The 15,690-nt window shown below is 70.4% G+C and carries 13 protein-coding genes and 2 pseudogenes; 2 read left to right on the forward strand and 13 right to left on the reverse strand.

Annotated elements, in window-relative coordinates:
• Positions 1-630: 630 nt before the first annotated feature.
• From KGS77_RS30360 to KGS77_RS30420, 13 genes and pseudogenes are all read right to left on the reverse strand, one after another.
• Positions 631-1,605, reverse strand: coding sequence for a condensation domain-containing protein (locus KGS77_RS30360; RefSeq protein ID WP_242586311.1), 975 nt, complete (start codon positions 1,603-1,605; stop codon positions 631-633).
• Between the two features lie 619 nt (positions 1,606-2,224).
• Complete coding sequence (locus tag KGS77_RS30365; protein ID WP_242586312.1) at positions 2,225-4,939, reverse strand: amino acid adenylation domain-containing protein; 2,715 nt, start codon at positions 4,937-4,939, stop codon at positions 2,225-2,227.
• Positions 4,940-5,003: 64 nt separating this feature from the next.
• On the reverse strand, positions 5,004-5,861 hold the full coding sequence (locus KGS77_RS30370) for an SDR family oxidoreductase (RefSeq protein WP_242586313.1): 858 nt from the start codon (positions 5,859-5,861) through the stop codon (positions 5,004-5,006).
• Entirely contained in the window at positions 5,858-6,565 is a 708-nt protein-coding gene (locus KGS77_RS30375) for an alpha/beta fold hydrolase (RefSeq protein ID WP_242586314.1), read from the reverse strand. Before KGS77_RS30375 ends, KGS77_RS30370 begins: the two co-directional genes overlap by 4 nt.
• Before the next feature lie 182 nt (positions 6,566-6,747).
• Positions 6,748-6,963 (reverse strand): MbtH family protein, encoded by a 216-nt coding sequence (locus tag KGS77_RS30380; protein WP_242586315.1) that lies wholly within the window; start codon positions 6,961-6,963, stop codon positions 6,748-6,750.
• Positions 6,964-7,025: 62 nt separating this feature from the next.
• A complete protein-coding gene (locus KGS77_RS30385) occupies positions 7,026-7,646 on the reverse strand; it encodes a DsbA family protein (protein WP_242586316.1) in 621 nt (206 codons plus the stop codon).
• A gap of 50 nt (positions 7,647-7,696) precedes the next feature.
• A pseudogene (locus tag KGS77_RS30390) lies at positions 7,697-7,897 on the reverse strand (SDR family oxidoreductase); the annotation flags it as partial.
• Positions 7,852-8,106, reverse strand: a complete 255-nt coding sequence (locus KGS77_RS30395) for a hypothetical protein (protein ID WP_242586317.1) — start codon at positions 8,104-8,106, stop codon at positions 7,852-7,854. The pseudogene KGS77_RS30390 and the gene KGS77_RS30395, both read right to left, overlap by 46 nt.
• Before the next feature lie 106 nt (positions 8,107-8,212).
• Positions 8,213-8,935: a thioesterase family protein gene (locus tag KGS77_RS30400; protein ID WP_242587852.1), complete on the reverse strand. Its 723-nt coding sequence runs from the start codon at positions 8,933-8,935 to the stop codon at positions 8,213-8,215.
• A 1-nt stretch (position 8,936) separates the two neighbouring features.
• Positions 8,937-10,007 (reverse strand): annotated as a pseudogene (locus tag KGS77_RS30405) (beta-ketoacyl-[acyl-carrier-protein] synthase family protein); the annotation flags it as partial.
• A 31-nt stretch (positions 10,008-10,038) separates the two neighbouring features.
• Positions 10,039-11,019 (reverse strand): thioesterase domain-containing protein, encoded by a 981-nt coding sequence (locus tag KGS77_RS30410; protein ID WP_242586318.1) that lies wholly within the window; start codon positions 11,017-11,019, stop codon positions 10,039-10,041.
• Between the two features lie 31 nt (positions 11,020-11,050).
• Positions 11,051-11,191 (reverse strand): hypothetical protein, encoded by a 141-nt coding sequence (locus KGS77_RS30415; RefSeq protein WP_347404549.1) that lies wholly within the window; start codon positions 11,189-11,191, stop codon positions 11,051-11,053.
• A 405-nt stretch (positions 11,192-11,596) separates the two neighbouring features.
• On the reverse strand, positions 11,597-12,532 hold the full coding sequence (locus KGS77_RS30420) for a hypothetical protein (protein ID WP_242586319.1): 936 nt from the start codon (positions 12,530-12,532) through the stop codon (positions 11,597-11,599).
• Positions 12,533-13,201: 669 nt separating this feature from the next.
• On the opposite strand from KGS77_RS30420, the gene KGS77_RS30425 reads away from it, so the two are divergent.
• Positions 13,202-14,149, forward strand: a complete 948-nt coding sequence (locus KGS77_RS30425) for a nucleoside hydrolase (RefSeq protein WP_242586320.1) — start codon at positions 13,202-13,204, stop codon at positions 14,147-14,149.
• Positions 14,146-15,594 (forward strand): MFS transporter, encoded by a 1,449-nt coding sequence (locus KGS77_RS30430; RefSeq protein ID WP_242586321.1) that lies wholly within the window; start codon positions 14,146-14,148, stop codon positions 15,592-15,594. The genes KGS77_RS30425 and KGS77_RS30430 overlap by 4 nt, the downstream gene beginning before the upstream one ends.
• Positions 15,595-15,690: the final 96 nt, after the last annotated feature.

Consider the following 15,690-nt stretch of genomic DNA (forward strand, 5'->3'; position numbering starts at 1 on the left):
GCGGAGCGGAGGTGAGTCGATCTCAACCTCCGCGTATCGGTGCGCGGCGGGCGCTGAGATCGGGCCCGGGCCGGCGGTGCACCTGCTGCGTCCTCGTGCGCCCGTGCGGTGCACCGTCGCGCTGAAGCGGTGTCATCTGCCAGGGGACATGAGACCAGGCCGTATGCGGCCGAGGCTGACGGGATGGGAATCGGCCGCGCGGGTCCTGGGTCGCGCAGCACGCGCACCCGGGCACGGAGTTCGTCGGCGAGCGGCTGTGGCAGTCGCATCGATGTACCAACCGCCGCATCACACAACGTGACTTCTTCGGGTGCCTCCGAAGCGACGATTGCTTACCAACCACCGACAACGACAGCAGCGTTCACTGCTCACGTTGTACAACACTTCTGGTCAAACGCCCGGTATTGCTCGCCAAGTGGGGGATCCCAGAATGACAGCCAGGCCCGCACCCTTCGTTCATTCAAGGAGCACACCCACCCCTATGGCATGGCCAGCGCCAATTCGGCGCTGAGCGATGTAATCCGTGGAGTATTGGTCCAAGTCCCCCCTCGGACACCAGCTGAGACCCCAGTTCATCTGGGGTTTTCTGCATTTCTGGGATGCGGCGTGACCAACCACGTGACCAACAGCTCAGAGATTTCCCAGGTCAGACCAGGGATGACAGGCCGAAGAGGCGGCACAGGGCCTCTTCTCCGTGGGTTCGCGAGGCGCGGGGCGCGGTGGCAGGAGTCTGTCCGCTTGCCGGGTCGTGCGCGGTGGGGGTGGTGGGGCGGGCGGCAGGCCGAGGACGACCTCGGGGGTACCGGTGAGCCGCTGCAGCCACAGGGCGACGGCGGCGATCAGCGCGGGCGGCCAGGTGACGCCGACGTCGCCGGCCGGATCGCGCAGCCGCTGCGTGTCGGGGCCGGCGAGGCGGGCGGTGCGGCGGGCCAGCGAGCGGGCCAGGGCGGGCTGCTTTCCGGAGAGACTGACCGGCTCGGGGCAGTCCTTGAGCCGGTCGATCCGGTAGGCCCGGTCGGCGCCGAACCGCTCCGAGCGGCGGTACTCGGCCGTCAGGTCCAGGAGTTCTGCGAGAGGTGCGAACGGGGTGGCGGGTACCGGCTCGCCGACCGTGAGCGCCGAGTACCCCTCTGCGGTGCGGCGGGCCACCATGTTGACGGTGAAGCCGTCGACCAGCAGGTGGTGGTAGCGGTGCAGCCAGAGGTGGCGGTCGTCGGCGAGCTTGAGCAGCGCGAAGAGGAAGAGCTGGTCGCGCTCGGTGTCCAGGGGCCGGGCGAAGTCCTCGGCCATCCAGGACCGGGCTGCCGCCCAGGGGTTGGGCTCGGCGCTGACGTCGACGACGTGCAGGGACCAGTCGAGGTCGCCGGCGGACACGATCCGGGCGACGGGTCCGTCCTCGGCCGGCAAGAACCGCAGCCGCAGTGTCTCGGCCTCGTCGACGACGCGGCGCAGCGCTTCCTCGAAGAGCGCCGCGTCGACCGGGCCGCTGATTTCCAGGAACTCACCCGTGTTGAAGATTGTGTTCTGCGGATTCATCTGCTGCGCGTACCAGACACTCGATTGGGCGGCGGTCAGCGGCAGCAGGGCACCCCGGGGGTCGGACACAGCCACTCACCCTCAATACATTGATGGAAATCATGGAGAAAGTCGCGTGGTCGAAGATTCCCGAATGCCACGGCCGCATCATGTCTAACAGCGCTCTTCGGTCACCGACAACGACGGTTGCAGAATGATGCCAACCCGGCGGGCCGGCAGCCGCGTCAGCGTCGGTGCATGACCGACGAGACGGAACCAGCACCAGCACCCACTCTCCTAGCCGTCACGCGCCGGACCGGTATTTCCGTGAACGGAATTGGTGGCGATGATGGCGCCGCGCGAGGAAGTGACGGTGCAATGGGCGGGGACGCCGTACCGGAGCCGTCCGGCGGCGATTTGCTGTACGGCGGAACGCGGTTCGCAGTCCGGCCCGGTGCGGGCGGATCGCCCGATGAGCGAGGTGCTGCGCGACTATGCGGAGCCGGGCCGCACGCAGGCCGTCTTCACTATGCGGTACGCCGACGGAATGATCGCCACGGAGACCCGCATGACCGCCACAGATGAGCGGACCCGGCGTGGCTCCGGGCAATACCGGCACCTGATCCGCACGCCGAGCGGAATTATCAGGATCGCCTTGCTGCCCGCCGTCGAACGCCGGGTCGATATTCCTCGGAAAGGGAAGTGCAGGCTATGCCTGGGCGGATCTGACGAGTTCGATGAACTGGCCTGCCGTGGAGTTGCGGTAGAAGTCCTGGGTGGTGACCTTCGGCAGGCCCTGTTCCCGCATCTGGCGCAGGATCCGGATCACCAGCAGGGAATTCCCGCCGAGTTCGAAGAAGTTGTCCTGTGCGGTGACGACGGCGTTGAGTTCGTGTCCCCACAGTTTCAGGATCTGGGCGGCCAGCGGATCGCCGTCACCGGCGGCCGGTGACGGCACCTCCGGAGCGCTGTCCTGGGCCGCGGCCACCGGCGCCGGTGCGGGCAGGGCGGCGGTGTCCACCTTGCCGTTGATGGTCAGCGGAATCGTCTCCAGCCGGGTGACCGACGCCGGGACCATGTAGGCGGGCAGTACGGCTCTGGCATGGGCGAGGACATCGGCGGTGCCGGCCGGACCGCGCAGCGTCACGTAGGCGTCGATTCGGGCGGTGGCCGCGTCGCCGGGCACGTCGTGCTGGAGGACGGTGGCCGCACCCGTGACCTCGGGGTGGCTGAGCAGCACGTTGCGGATCTCGTCCAGTTCGATGCGGTGGCCGCGCACCTTGACCTGGCTGTCCAGGCGGCCGAGGTGGTCCAGGCCACCGTCCGGGCGCAGCCGCCCGCGGTCGCCGCTGCGGTAGATGCGCCCGCCGCCGTGCGGGTCGGTGACGAAGCGTTCTGCGGTGAGTTCGGGCTGTCCGAGGTAACGGTCGGCGACACCGGCTCCGCCCACGCAGATCTCCCCTGCGGCGCCCACCGGCAGCACCCGGCCGCGGGGGTCGCGGACCGACACGGACCATCCCGGCAGCGCGCGGCCGACCCGGCGTCCGGTGGCGCGCACGTCGGCGGGGGTCACGGTGTGCGCAGTGACGTGCACAGTGGTCTCGGTGATGCCGAACATGTTCACCAGCCGGCAGGTGGTGTGGGAGTGCCGGGCGAACCACGGGGCGAGCATCCGTACGTCGAGCGGTTCACCGCCGAAGACCACCAGGCGGACGGCGAGGTCGGCGCCGGAGCGCCGGTCGGCCTCGATGAGCTGGGCGAAGGCCGACGGGGTCTGGCTGAGCACGGTGACCCGTTCGGCGGCCAGCAGCTCGTGGAACAGCTCGGTGTCGCGGGTCACCCAGTAGTCGACGACGACGAGCCGGCCGCCGGTGAGCAGGCAGCCCCAGATCTCCCACACCGAGAAGTCGAAGGCACTGGAGTGGAAGAGCGTCCACACGTCGTCGGTGCCGAGGCGGAAGTCCTCACGGGTTGCCTCGATCAGGGCGGCGACGTTGCGGTGCGGCACCACCACGCCCTTGGGCCGCCCGGTCGATCCCGAGGTGTAGATGACGTACGCCGCAGCGGTGGGGTCCTCGGTGCGCGGCGGCTGCGACGGCGCGCCGGCGCCCAGCTCGCGCAGCGCGGCGGGGGTGACCAGCCGTACTCCGTCGAGCCGGGGGAAGACGCCCTCGACGCCGACCACGACGGTGGCGCCCGCGTCGTCCACGGTGTACCGCAGGCGTTCCTCGGGGTAGCGCAGGTCCATCGGTACGTAGGCGCAGCCCGCCTTGAACACTCCGAGCAGGGTGACCACGAGGTCGGCGTCGCGTTCCAGGGCCACACCCACCATGGAACCGGGGGTGACACCGAGGGCGCGGAGGCCGGCGGCCGTGCGTTCGGCACGGGCGTCGAGCTCGGCATAGGTCAGGCTGGTGTCCTTGGCGGTGACGGCGACCGCGTCGGGCCGGGCGCGTGCCACCTCGGCGAACAGGCCGTCCACGGTCCGGTCGATGGCCTCGGGCTGTCCGATGGCGGGCGAGAGACCGAGCTGCAGCACACGCGCCGTCTCCTGCGGCGTCAGCAGTTCCACGGTGTCCAGGACGTCGTCCGGCCGGTCGGCCAACTGTGCCGCAACGTGCGCGACATGGGCGGCGAACCGCTCGGCGACGCAGGCGGCCAGGTGCCCGTGGTCGTGGTACAGGACTGCGGCGGCGGTGCCGTCGGGCCGGCGAGTGACGTGCAGCAATCCGGGGAGCACCGGCGCGAGGTACGGCACATGCCGCTGCCCCGGGCGGGCGTCCTCGACCAGGATGCCGATGCCGGACAGATGGTGCGGTGCGCCGGCCGGCTCGGCCACCCGCTCACGCCACGCCCGGACGTGGTCCGCGGCGCTCAGCGTTTCGTCGACCTGCTCGCCGGCGCCGTAGCGGGCGAGTACCAGCGCGACGGCCGCGAGGAGCAGCGCTTCGTCGGCGGGAACGCGGCCGTCGAACGGCACGGGCACCTCGCCGGTGTGTCCGGCCGCGGCCGGGACGCCCAGGCCCCATTCCGGAGCGGAAGGCCGGGGCCCTGCCGGACCGTCGGCGCTCCCGGCCCCGGTCCGGTCGACCAGCACGAGCGGGTCCGGCGTGCCGAAGGCGAGGTCGTGGCGGGCCACCAGCACCAGGTCGGCGTCGCCGTCGCGGTGCTGCAGCAGGACGGCACGCAGGCCGGGGCCGCCCGGCCGCAGCGGCCGGGCCGCCTCCCGGGCCACCCGCCGGCGAACGGCGCCCGGGTCGTCGGCACCCGGCGGCGGGGGCTCTTCCCACAGCCGCAGTCCGGCCAGCTCCGGCCGGCTCTCCGGGACGCCCGCGCGCAGGCGCCGCTCCAGTTCGGTGGCGTCGACAGGGCCCGGCATCCGGACCACCAGGCTGTGGCAGGACGCGGCCTGAGTTCGGGACATGGTCGGACTCCTGGGTACGAGACGGAAGGATGGTGAGCGGAGGGGAGCCCGGACGGGCCGTCCGTCAGCGGGCGCTGAAGCCGCCGTCGACGGTGAGGGTGGTTCCGGTGACCTGGCGGGAGTCGTCGCCGGCCAGCCAGAGGGCCGCCCCGGCGATGTCCTGCGGCTCGATCAGCGCGTTCATCGGCTGTGACTGGACGAAGATCTCTTCGTGTTCGTCGACGTCGACGTCGAGGGAACGGGCGATCTCCGCGAGCATCCGGCCCTCGTGCAGCGGGTCGTCCCGTACGGAGCCGGGACACAGCGCGTTGACCCGGACCCGGAACGGGGCGTAGTCGAGGGCGGCGGCCTTGGTCAGGCCGATCAGACCGTGCTTCGCGGCGACGTAGCCGGCGAAGTGGCGGTACCCGACGAGCCCGGCGGTGGAGGCGACATTGACGACACTGCCGGAGCGCTGCTCGATCATGGCCGGCACCAGGGCCTTGGTCATCCGCCAGGCGCCTGTGAGGTCGATGCCGACCATCAGCTCCCACTCGTCCTCGGCGATCTCGTGCACGGCCTTGCCCGAGGGGGCGGCGATGCCCGCGTTGTTGAGCAGCACGTCCACGGTGCCGAAGCGGTCCAGGGCGCGGGCGGCCACCTCGTCGACGGCCGTGGGGTCGCGGACGTCGGCGACGGCGGTGACCACGGCGGCGCCCTGCGCGCGGCACAGCTCGGCGGTGTGTTCGAGCTGGCTGCCGCTGCCCAGCGGATAGGGCACGCCGGGCAGGTCCCCGGCCACATCGACGAGGACCAGATCCGCTCCTTCGGCGGCGAACCGTACGGCGCAGGAACGGCCGAGGCCGCGGGCCGCGCCGGTGACCACGGCGACCTTGCCGGTCAGAAGCCCGGTGGAGGTGCCCGGGGGCGTGGCGGTGCTCATGACCGCGGGCCCGCGAGGGCTTCGGCGACCGCGCCGATCAGGGGCAGCGGGGAGTCGGTGAGGTACATGTGGCCGCCGGGCAGTTCGGTCGCGCGGAAAGCCGCACGGGTGGCCTGCCGCCACTCCTCGGCCTGCGCCCGGGTGACCAGGGTGTCGTCCGCGCCGCGCAGCGAGGTGACGGGGACGTCCAGGGGCTCGTCGGAGTCCGGTCCCTTGTAGTTCTCGTGCATCTCGACGTCCGCGCGCAGCACCGGCAGCAGCAGCTCGCGCATGTCGGGGTCGGCGAGCGCGTCGTGCTCGTATCCGGCGAACTCCTGGACGCGGGCCAGGAACTCGTCGTCACCCAGGCCGGTGGCGTGTCGGCTGCGGCCGGTCCAGGGCCCGGGCGAGCCGCTGACGAAGAGGTGGGTGAGGGCGACGTCGGCGGACCGCTGCAGGCGCCGGGCGAGTTCGAAGGCGAGCACCGCGCCCAGGCTGTGCCCGAACAGTGCGACCGGTCCGCCGCCGGCCTGCTCGGCGACCGTGCGGCTGAGGGCGTCGGCAGCCTCGGTCACGTCGTGGAACGGCTCCTCGATGAACAGTTCCTCCCGCCCGGGCAGTTGCAGCGGGACGATGCGCGGAGCGCCGTCGGGGAGGTCTCTCCAGGCGCGGTAGAAACCGGCGCCGCCTCCCGCGAAGGGGAGGCACAACAGGGAGTGGGTCATCAGTGGCATCGCTTTCTGGGAAAACGGCTTCCCGTCACCGGCCGTACGACGACGCGGCCGGTGCGCGGCCCGCCGCCGCCCCTGCCGGCAGCGGCTCATCCGCCACACTGTCATCGGTGGGCGGCCGGGGCAACAGGCGTTGCAGATAGCTGCCATGCCCGTCGCCGGTCCGGCACGGGCGGTCAGGCGGCGTCCATCGCGTCGGCGAGCGACTTGGGCCGCATGTCGGTCCAGTGCTCGTTGACGTGGCTGAGGGCGTCCTGCCGGTCGGTCTCGCCGTGCACGACGGTCCAGCCGGCCGGGACTTCGGCGAAGGCCGGCCACAGGGAATGCTGGTTCTCGTCGTTGGCGAGCACCAGGTAGCGGGCGTCGTCGTTCTCGAAGGGGTTGGTGGCCATGGTCGGTCGGTTCCTTTCGTGAGGGTGTGTGAGGGTGTGACGGACGGCGGTCGGGGCGCCGGTCACTTGACGCGGGCGCGGAGCTGCTCGACGAAGGCGGGCAGCCGGTCCACGCCCCAGTACTTGTCGAGTCCGGTGATGAAGAAGGGCACGCCGAAGACGCCGTCGCGGTGCAGGGAGTCCAGCGCGGTCAGTCCGCGCTCCCGGATCTCCGGGTCCTCGTGGGCCCGGGCGAGCACCTCCGGATCGATGCCGAGGGCGCGGCCGATGCGGCGCACCGTGCCGGGGTCGGAGATGTCCTCGCCGAGCTCCCAGCGCGCCCGGTAGGTCTCGGCGATGAACGCGCGCCCGGCACCGAGACCTTCGGCGGCCAGATACGCGAGGTGCGCCACCTCCCAGCGCGGCGCGGGGTCCACCGGCCAGACCATCTCCAGGTCGCGTGCACGGGCGAGGCGGCGCATGTCCTGCAGGATGTAGAGGTGCTTCTCCTTCGACATGGGGACGTACGGCAGCTTGACGTTGCCGCGCTCCGGTTCGTCCAGGGCCGGCTGGTCGGGCTCGCAGAACGGCAGCCACCCGATGCGGTCGGCGACGTCCGGATAGTGGTCCAGCAGGTCCCGGTAGGCCATCCAGGAATAGGGGCTGCGGAAGGAGAAGTACCAGCGCGGTCCGCGTCGTGCCATCACCGCCTCCAACTGTCGTGTGCGAGCGTGGTTCAGATCTTGTGTCGGGCTCAGATGGTGATGCCGCCGTCGATCTGCAGCACGGCGCCGGTGATGTACGCGGCCCGGTCCGAGACCAGAAAGGCGACCAGGTCGGCGACCTCTTCGGCGGTGCCCATGCGGCGCAGCGGAATGGCGGCGAGGGCTTCCTTGCGGGCGTGGTCGTTCATCTCGGCGACCATGTCCGTGTCGATGAAGCCGGGGGCGACCGCGCCACCACGTCCATGCCGACGACGCGCAGTTCGGGCCGCAGACCGGCGGTGTCCAGCCCGTGCTGGGCGAGGGAGAAGCTGTCCGCCGCGAGCACCCCGCCCTCCTTCTGGAACCGGCCCAGGTCGGCGTCGCTGCCCGGCACCGCGAGGACGACGCCGTCCTGGACCAGGAAGAGCAGGGCGGGCTGCCCGGTGATCACCTGGGTCACCGCGTCGCGCCGGAAACCGGTGTCCGCGGTCGCGCGCCCTGGCTCTCGATGAGCAGCAGCCGCGGAGCGCTGTTCTCCCAGTCGGTGCCGTTCACCACCTGCTCGGTCACGCCTTGGGCGCCTTGCCGTGCAGGGCGTTCAGGACGTGCTGGTCGAAGTTGACCAGCCTCCAGTCCCGGTGGTTCTCGATCAGGGCGTAGCCATGCACGATGCGCCCGGTGGCGGTCTTGACCAGCTTGCCGTCGCGCAGCACGTACCAGTCCATACGGGAGGTGTAGGTGAAGTCCTTGAAGACCTCCTCCACCGTGTAGGCGGTGTACAGGTCCTCCTCCATCAACGCCTCGTCGAGGACGCGGATGTCGGAGCGGGGCACCACGGGGATCCAGCGGCGATCGTCCAGCAGGGTCTTGATGGAGATGCCGCGGTCGGCGACGAAGCGGTCCTTGCCCTCCTCCATCAGCCTCAGGTAGCCGGACATCTGAATGCGCTCGGTGAAGTGGCAGTAGGGGTAGGGGATGTTCCACTTCCAGGCGTAGGCGTTCTGCCCGGCGGTCAGCGCGGCGAGGATCTCCTCCTCGGCCGGGGCCGTGCTGCCCTGCTCACGCTCCAGGTCGTCGCCGAGGCGGGCGACGGCGAACCGGGCGAGCTGCTCGGGCACCTCGCCGGCCGCCTCCAGGTAGGTGTCCATCCGCAGGGACACCCGGACCTTGGAGGTGACGGCCTTGTGGATCTCGCCGTCGCGCTCGAACTGGACGGTCACCTTGAACCCGAGGGTGGTGTCGCCGTCCTTGGCCCAGGGCACGACCTGTGCCTCGGCGACGTCGTTCATGTGCGCAGCCGATGGCGCCGAGCGCGCTGGCCGCGCCCATGGTGTGGCCGAGCATCGACTTCATGGAGACGGTGCGGGGCGGGGTGTCACCGAAGACCTGGCGGATGGCGCCCGCCTCGGTGATGTCGTTGGCCTTGGTGCCGGTGCCGTGTGCGGAGATGAGGTCCACCTCGTGCGGGGCGACGCCGGCGTTGTCCAGGGCGAGCCGCATGAGGCCGGCGACGCTGGCCTGGTCGGGCGCCACCTGGTGGTGGGCATCGCAGTTGAGGCCGTAGCCGAGCACCTCGGCGTAGATGGTGGCGCCTCGCTCCAGGGCGGTTTCGAGCCGCTCCAGGACCAGGACGCCGGCGCCCTCTCCGGTCAGGATGCCCTTGCGGTCGATGTCGAAGGGCTGGCAGCGGTCCGGGGCGATGGTGCCGAGCCGGTAGAAGCCGGTGAAGGTCTTGCGGCACATGGCGTCGGCGCCGCCGCAGAAGGCGAAGTCCGCCTCGCCGTAGCTGACGGCGTCGAAGCCGTAGCCGATGGCTTAGTTGCCCGCCGAGCAGGCGGTGGGGATGGTGAGCGCCTCCACGTCGCTCAGACCCAGCTCCTGGGCGATGGCCACCGACAGCCGCCCGGCCGGCACCCGCCGGGCGGCCACGGGGGCGAACGTGCCTGTGCCATGGACGAGTTCGTGCTCGACCAGTTGGTCGAGGTCGTAGCTCTTACCGTCGGTGGTGCCGATGGAGATCAGCCCGCGCCGGGCGCGCAGCCAGGTCAGGTCGAGTCCGGAGTCCTCAAGGGCCATCCGGGCAGCCGCCGTCGAGAACTGTGCGGCCCTGCCGAGCTGTTCCACGTCGAGCGTGCTGATCCAGTCCCGCAGGTCGAATTCCGTGATCTCGCACCCGTTCGCGTGGGTGAAGCCCTCGGTGTCGAACACCGTGATGGGCCGTGCACCACTGCGGCCCGCGCGGAGTCCCTGGAGGAACTCCTTCGCGCCGAGTCCGATGCTGGAGACCACCCCGAGTCCGGTGAGGACCACCCGGTGCCGCTCCGGCCGTATCCGGCCGAGGCCGCTCACTGCCGTCGTCATGCCAACCTCCCAGTCCGCGTGAGCGGTTCGACTACCAGCCGGCCGACTCCGCGACGACCTCGTAGACGCCCTTGAGGTTCACCATGCGAGGCAGTTCGCTCTGGTTGATGACGACCGCGAACTGCTTCTCCAGGGCGGCGAGGATCTCGATGGCGCGCAGCGAGTCGGCGTTGTGGGCCGCCTTCGACGATGTCCAGCAGGGCCGCCGCCTTGTCGAGTACACCGATCCCGCTGGACCGCCGAGGCGGGGTGGTGGCGCTCGCCACTGCGGTGCCAGCCGTGCGCGGATGTCCGCGACGAGCGTGCCGCGCTGCGCCGTCAGGTAGAAGTGGTCGCCGGGCAGCACGGTCAAGCCGAAGCCCTTGGGCGCCACGGCGGCCCAGCCGGCCATGTCGTGCGCGGCGATGTCCGGATCGCCGGCGCCGAGGTAACCGGCCACCGGGCAGTCCAGGGGGATGCCGGGCCGGGCGGTGTAGCGCGCGACCGCGGCGAAGTCGGCGCGGATCGCGGGAAACACCAGCTCACGCAGGTCGGTGTCGGCGAGCAGCGCGGCGTCGGTGCCGCCCAGGCGCTGTACCTCCGCGATCAGCGCGGTGTCGTCGGCGAGGGCTGCGGTGCTCGGGGTCAGCAGGTGCGGGGGCTTGCGGCAGGAGACCATCAGCAAATGGGGGGTCACCCGGTGGCGGGCCTGGAGCCGCAGCGCCAGTTCGTGGCCGACGGACGCGCCCATGCTGTGGCCGAAGACGGCCAGCGGGGTGTCCAGCAGGGGCGGCAGCTCGTCGGCGAGGGCGCCGGCGAGCTCCTCGACGGTGTCGCAGGGGTCCTCGGCGATGCGTTCCTGACGGCCCGGGTAGCGGGCGGCGAGTACCTCCACGTCGTCACCGAAGGCGCGCCCCCAGTCGTGGAAGAAGCGGGCCGAGCCGCCGGCGTGCGGCAGGCACAGGAGCCGCAGCCGGGGCGGCGCAGCGGTGGCGTGCCTGCGTAGCCAGATGCTTTTGGTGCCAAGTGCCATGTGCGTCGGTCTCCTTGTGGCGTGTCGGTGGTCAGTCCAGGGCACCCGGCACGTCCAGCGACACGACCTCGGTGTCCGGGGTGATCCGGCGGACCAGCCCGGCCAGGGTGCGGCCGGGCCCGAGCTCGACGAGGCGGGCACAGCCGAGCGGGCGGCCGACAAGGGTGTGCACGCTCTGCTCCCAGAGCACCGCGGAGGTGAGCTGGCGGGTGCCGAGTCCGGGCCCTGGAGCCCCGGCAGTTCGTGGCCGACGGCGACCGGGTGGCGGTGCTCGGGGTGCGCGAGGTGACCTCGGTGCGCGGCGTGTCGAAGACGTCCTCCATGCGGTCGAGTTCCGTCGTGTGATCGAGAGCTAGGACGCGGCATGTGCCGGCCTGCCCCGTCCTACCGGTCCGGACGCAGGACGGGACAACGTACTTCCCGCGCAAGGTCAGCGGACGACGACCGACGGGACGAGGTCGGTCGGGGCTGTTTCCAGTGGTCTTCGCCCGTGGTGTCTCGCAGGCGCGGTATCCGGGGGCCTGGGGCGTACGGCTCCAGGCCCCCGTGGGCGGTCAGCGATGCGAGCCGGTGGCTACTAGGGCGTCATCCGCTTGAACCAGGTGACCGGTTGGCCGGTGGCGGGTGACTGGATGAAAGCCTTCGCGGGTATGGCGATCAGGCGTTGCCCGTTTTCGATGGGGCCGCGGACGACGATGTAGCCGGTGTAGACGGCGCCGTTGCCGCGGGCTTCGATGGATGCCTGCTTCGTGCCCTCGGGTACGACCTTGATGGATGTCTCGTCGGTGCCGGTCACCTTACGGCTGTAGGTGGAGGCGTAGTTGTAGGTGAAATTGACTTCGCCTCCGATGTCGCTCTTGCCGTCGCCGATCTTGGGCGAGATCTTGCCGCCCAGTTGCCAGCCGGTCGTCTCGGTCTTTTCGTCCGTGACGGATGCCGAGACCTTCCGGATGAGTTCCTCGGCGCCCGCCACGGCGCCGCCGTTCTTCTTCACCGGGTATTTGTCCTTGGCGTCGGCGATCTTTCCGACGAAGAGGCACGGAGCCGCCTGCCCGAAGGCGCTGTGCTGCGGGTCCGTGTTCTTCATGTTGCAGTACTGCTGCGCGTTCTGGCCGCCGACGTCCGTGTCCTTGGTGTTCTTGCGGATGTCGGGGGACTGCGGCCTGCCCGCGTCGGGCCAGCCGTTGACCAGCTTCTTGGCGCTCTCCCGCAGCGGCTCGCTGTTCCCGCTGTTGTCGGCGTACTTCTGCGCCGCGGCCACGGCGTCCTTGAGCGCCTGGTCGGGGTCGTAGACCTTCTTCGCGTCGGCCAGGGTGATGTCCTGGTCCTCCAGCTTCGGATAGCCCATCGATGTTTCGGTGTCCGCGACAGGCGCCCACCTCTGCAACGAGGCTTGGATGTCTTCTTCCTTTTCGAAGATGTTCTCCTCGACCTTGGGCTTCTGGTTGCCGTCGGCCATGGCCGGCGACGCCATACCCAGCAGGGGTGCCGAGACCAGTGTGGCCGTGGCCAACAGCGCGGCGCTTCTGGTTCTGCGTGCGTGAGTTCTGCGCAGGGCGGAGGCAATATGTGCCATGAAGGTATCTCCCTTTCCTTTGGCAGTTGTTGAGCCGGTGGATTTTCCGGGACCCCTGCGACGCAGGTTTGACTCGCCGCGGGGGAGCTGTGCAAGGCAAGGCCGGCCCGGATGCTCCCGCAGGCCCCCGGGCTGTGCCGGGCGGGGCAGGTCGCGAGTGCGGTGCCCGATACGGGATGTACGGACGGGGAATGACGGCGGGCGCCGTGGAGTGGGGGGTGGGGTGGGGTGGTGCAGTGCGTGGGCCGGGCTGGACTTGCCGGTGAAGAGTGCCGTGGGCGCCGATATGGCGGGCACCGGGATGTGGCGGGCACCGGGATGTGGCGTAAAGCCGATTGCGCCTTTGTCGGGCACTGGAGAAGGGCCGGCCGGGTGTGAAGGGCCGGGGTGGGGCCAGGGGCCCTCTTCAGCCGGGCGGGGTGTTCCGGCTCATGGCGAGGGACCGTAGCGGATGATTATGAGAAGTGTTCTTACATATCAGTCGGGGGAGTGTGTCCGTGCGGCTCCCTGGTCGGCTTGTTCGGGACAGGGTCTGGCCTGGGGGTTCTGGCAAAATGATGGGGTTGTGGCTTCCGTGCCGTTCTGTTGAGCAAAGGGGCTCCTGCGTTGGCCAGGAAGATCATTCTTGACTGTGACCCGGGACACGACGACGCGATCGCGCTGTTGCTGGCCCATGGCAATCCCGAGGTCGAGCTGGTCGCCGTCACCACCGTGGTCGGGAACCAGACGCTGGAGAAGGTGACACGGAACGCGTTGGCTGTGGCGCGGGTCGGCGGGATCACCGGGGTGCCGTTCGCCGCCGGGTGTCCGCGGCCGTTGGTACGGGATGTCGTCACGGCGCCGGACATTCACGGGGAGAGTGGGCTGGACGGGCCGGTGCTGCCGGAGCCGACGCTCGCGCTGGACCGGCGGCACGCGGTGGATGTGATCATCGAGACGGTGATGTCCCATGGGCCGGGTGAGATCACGATCGTGCCGACGGCCGGGCTGACGAACATCGCGCTCGCGGTGCGCAAGGAGCCCCGGATCGTCACCCGTGTCCGTGAGGTCGTTCTGATGGGAGGCGGATATCATCGGGGCAACCGGACCGCGGTCGCCGAATTCAATATCGTCATCGACCCCGAGGCCGCCCATATCGTCTTCAACGAGAGCTGGCCGGTCACGATGGTCGGTCTCGATCTGACGCACCAGGCGCTGGCGACTCCCGACGTCATGGAGAGGATCGCCGCGCTGGGCACCGCGCCGGCCAGGTTCGTGTGCGAGCTGCTCGATTCCTACGGTGCCGCCTACCGGAAGGCGCAGGGGTTCGCGCATCCGCCCGTGCACGACCCGTGTGCGGTCGCGTACGTGATCGACCCGGATGTCATGACGGTGCGCAAGGCGCCCGTGGACATCGAACTCACCGGAGGACTGACGCTCGGCATGACCGTGACGGACTTCCGGCTGCCCGCCCCCGTCGACTGCCACACCCAGGTCGCGGTCGACCTCGACCATCACAGATTCTGGAATCTCGTGGTGGATGCACTTGAAAGACTCGGTGACATCGAGGAATGAACGTTTCCCATGACGTTTCCCATACCGACCGGCCCCCCACCGGGACGGACCGGCCCGCCGTCCGTGTGGGAGTGCTGGTCACCGCACTCCTGACGGCCTGCATCGCCTTCCAGCTCAATGCCAGCATGCTCTCTCCCGCGCTGAAGAGCATCGAGGACACTCTCGGCGCCAGCTCCGCGGAGATCGGGCTCACCCAGACCGCCTTCTTCACCTCGGCGGCCCTCTTCTCGCTCTTCCTGCCGCGGCTCGGTGACGTCATCGGCCGCCGCAAGGTGCTGGCCGGGATGCTGGCCCTGATGGCGGTGGGGTGTGTGGTGGCCGCGCTGGCGCAGAGCGTGCCCGTGCTCTTCGTCGGCCGGGTGATCCAGGGCGCGTCCGGCCCGACCGTACCGCTGTGCCTGATCATGCTGCGGGTGGAGGTCACCGAGCCGAAGCGGTACGGGACGCTGCTGGGCATGATCACGGCCGTCAACGGCGGCATCGCCGGCGTGGACTCGCTGGCCGGCGGGTTCCTCGCCGACAACCACGGGTTCCAGGCCGTCTTCTGGGCGATGGCCGTGGTGGCGGTCCTGGCCACCGTCCTGGTCGCCACCCTCACCCCGGAGACCAAGGTGCCCGGCGCCCACCGGATGGACTGGCCGGGCGTCGGCCTGCTGGTCGTCTCGGTCGGGTCGCTGCTCATCGCGCTGAACGAGGCCGGCAAGCTGGGCGGCGCGAACTGGACGCTGGTGGCCGTGCTGGTCGTGGTGGCCGCCATCGCCTTCGCCCTGTTCTGGCGTACGGAGGACCGCACCGCGCATCCGCTGGTCGCCACCCGCCATCTCAAGCAGCGGTCGACCTGGGCGATCCTGCTGACCACCACCCTCACCATGACCGGAGTCTTCGCCGTCATGAACGGGCTGGTCCCGGCCTTCGCCCAGGACGCGCGGGCCGGGCTCGGGATGAGTGCCGAGGCGTCCGCGTGGTGGACCCTGACGCCGTACGCGCTGGCCGGGCTCGCCATGGGGCCGCTCGCCGGCCGGCTCGCCGCGACCTTCGGGTACGGCCGCATCCTGCGGACGGGGCTCATCGGCGCCGCGGCGACCGTCGTCCTGATGATCCTCACCCTCCCGGCCCACTCCCGCGCCCTGCTGCTGGTGGCCTCGCTGCTGGTGGGCATCACCTACGCGGGCGTGGCGAACATCGTGCTCAACGGGCTGGGCATCGTGCTCTCGCCCAAGGAGAACCCCGGATTCCTGCCGGGTCTGAACGCCGGGGCGTTCAATCTCGGGGCCGGGCTGAGCTTCGCCGTGCTGTACGCGGTCAAGACCGCGGTGCTGCCCGAGGACCCGGCGTCGGCCGCCGGCTACACCACCGCCATGATCGCCGGAGTGGTCGTCATTGCCGCCGCCGTCGCGACGTCCTTCCTGATTCCCAAGCCGGTGGAGGCCGAGGAGCAGCACTGAGACCCGATCTCACCGTATGAGCAGGGCCGGAGCCCGGCCGTCCCACTGTGGGCGGCCGGGCTCCGGCCGTTGTGCGCCAGGGGCCGTGCGGTGCGG

The sequence above is a fragment of the Streptomyces sp. MST-110588 genome (assembly GCF_022695595.1).
Taxonomy (GTDB): domain Bacteria; phylum Actinomycetota; class Actinomycetes; order Streptomycetales; family Streptomycetaceae; genus Streptomyces.

Excerpts from the sequence above, each read along its gene's own strand:
- KGS77_RS30410 (WP_242586318.1), bottom strand. The coding sequence starts at position 11,019 with ATGGCACTTGGCACCAAAAGCATCTGGCTACGCAGGCACGCCACCGCT.
- KGS77_RS30375 (WP_242586314.1), bottom strand. The coding sequence starts at position 6,565 with ATGACCCACTCCCTGTTGTGCCTCCCCTTCGCGGGAGGCGGCGCCGGT.
- KGS77_RS30430 (WP_242586321.1), top strand. The coding sequence starts at position 14,146 with ATGAACGTTTCCCATGACGTTTCCCATACCGACCGGCCCCCCACCGGG.
- KGS77_RS30385 (WP_242586316.1), bottom strand. The coding sequence starts at position 7,646 with ATGGCACGACGCGGACCGCGCTGGTACTTCTCCTTCCGCAGCCCCTAT.
- KGS77_RS30400 (WP_242587852.1), bottom strand. The coding sequence starts at position 8,935 with ATGAACGACGTCGCCGAGGCACAGGTCGTGCCCTGGGCCAAGGACGGC.
- KGS77_RS30370 (WP_242586313.1), bottom strand. The coding sequence starts at position 5,861 with ATGAGCACCGCCACGCCCCCGGGCACCTCCACCGGGCTTCTGACCGGC.
- KGS77_RS30380 (WP_242586315.1), bottom strand. The coding sequence starts at position 6,963 with ATGGCCACCAACCCCTTCGAGAACGACGACGCCCGCTACCTGGTGCTC.
- KGS77_RS30365 (WP_242586312.1), bottom strand. The coding sequence starts at position 4,939 with ATGTCCCGAACTCAGGCCGCGTCCTGCCACAGCCTGGTGGTCCGGATG.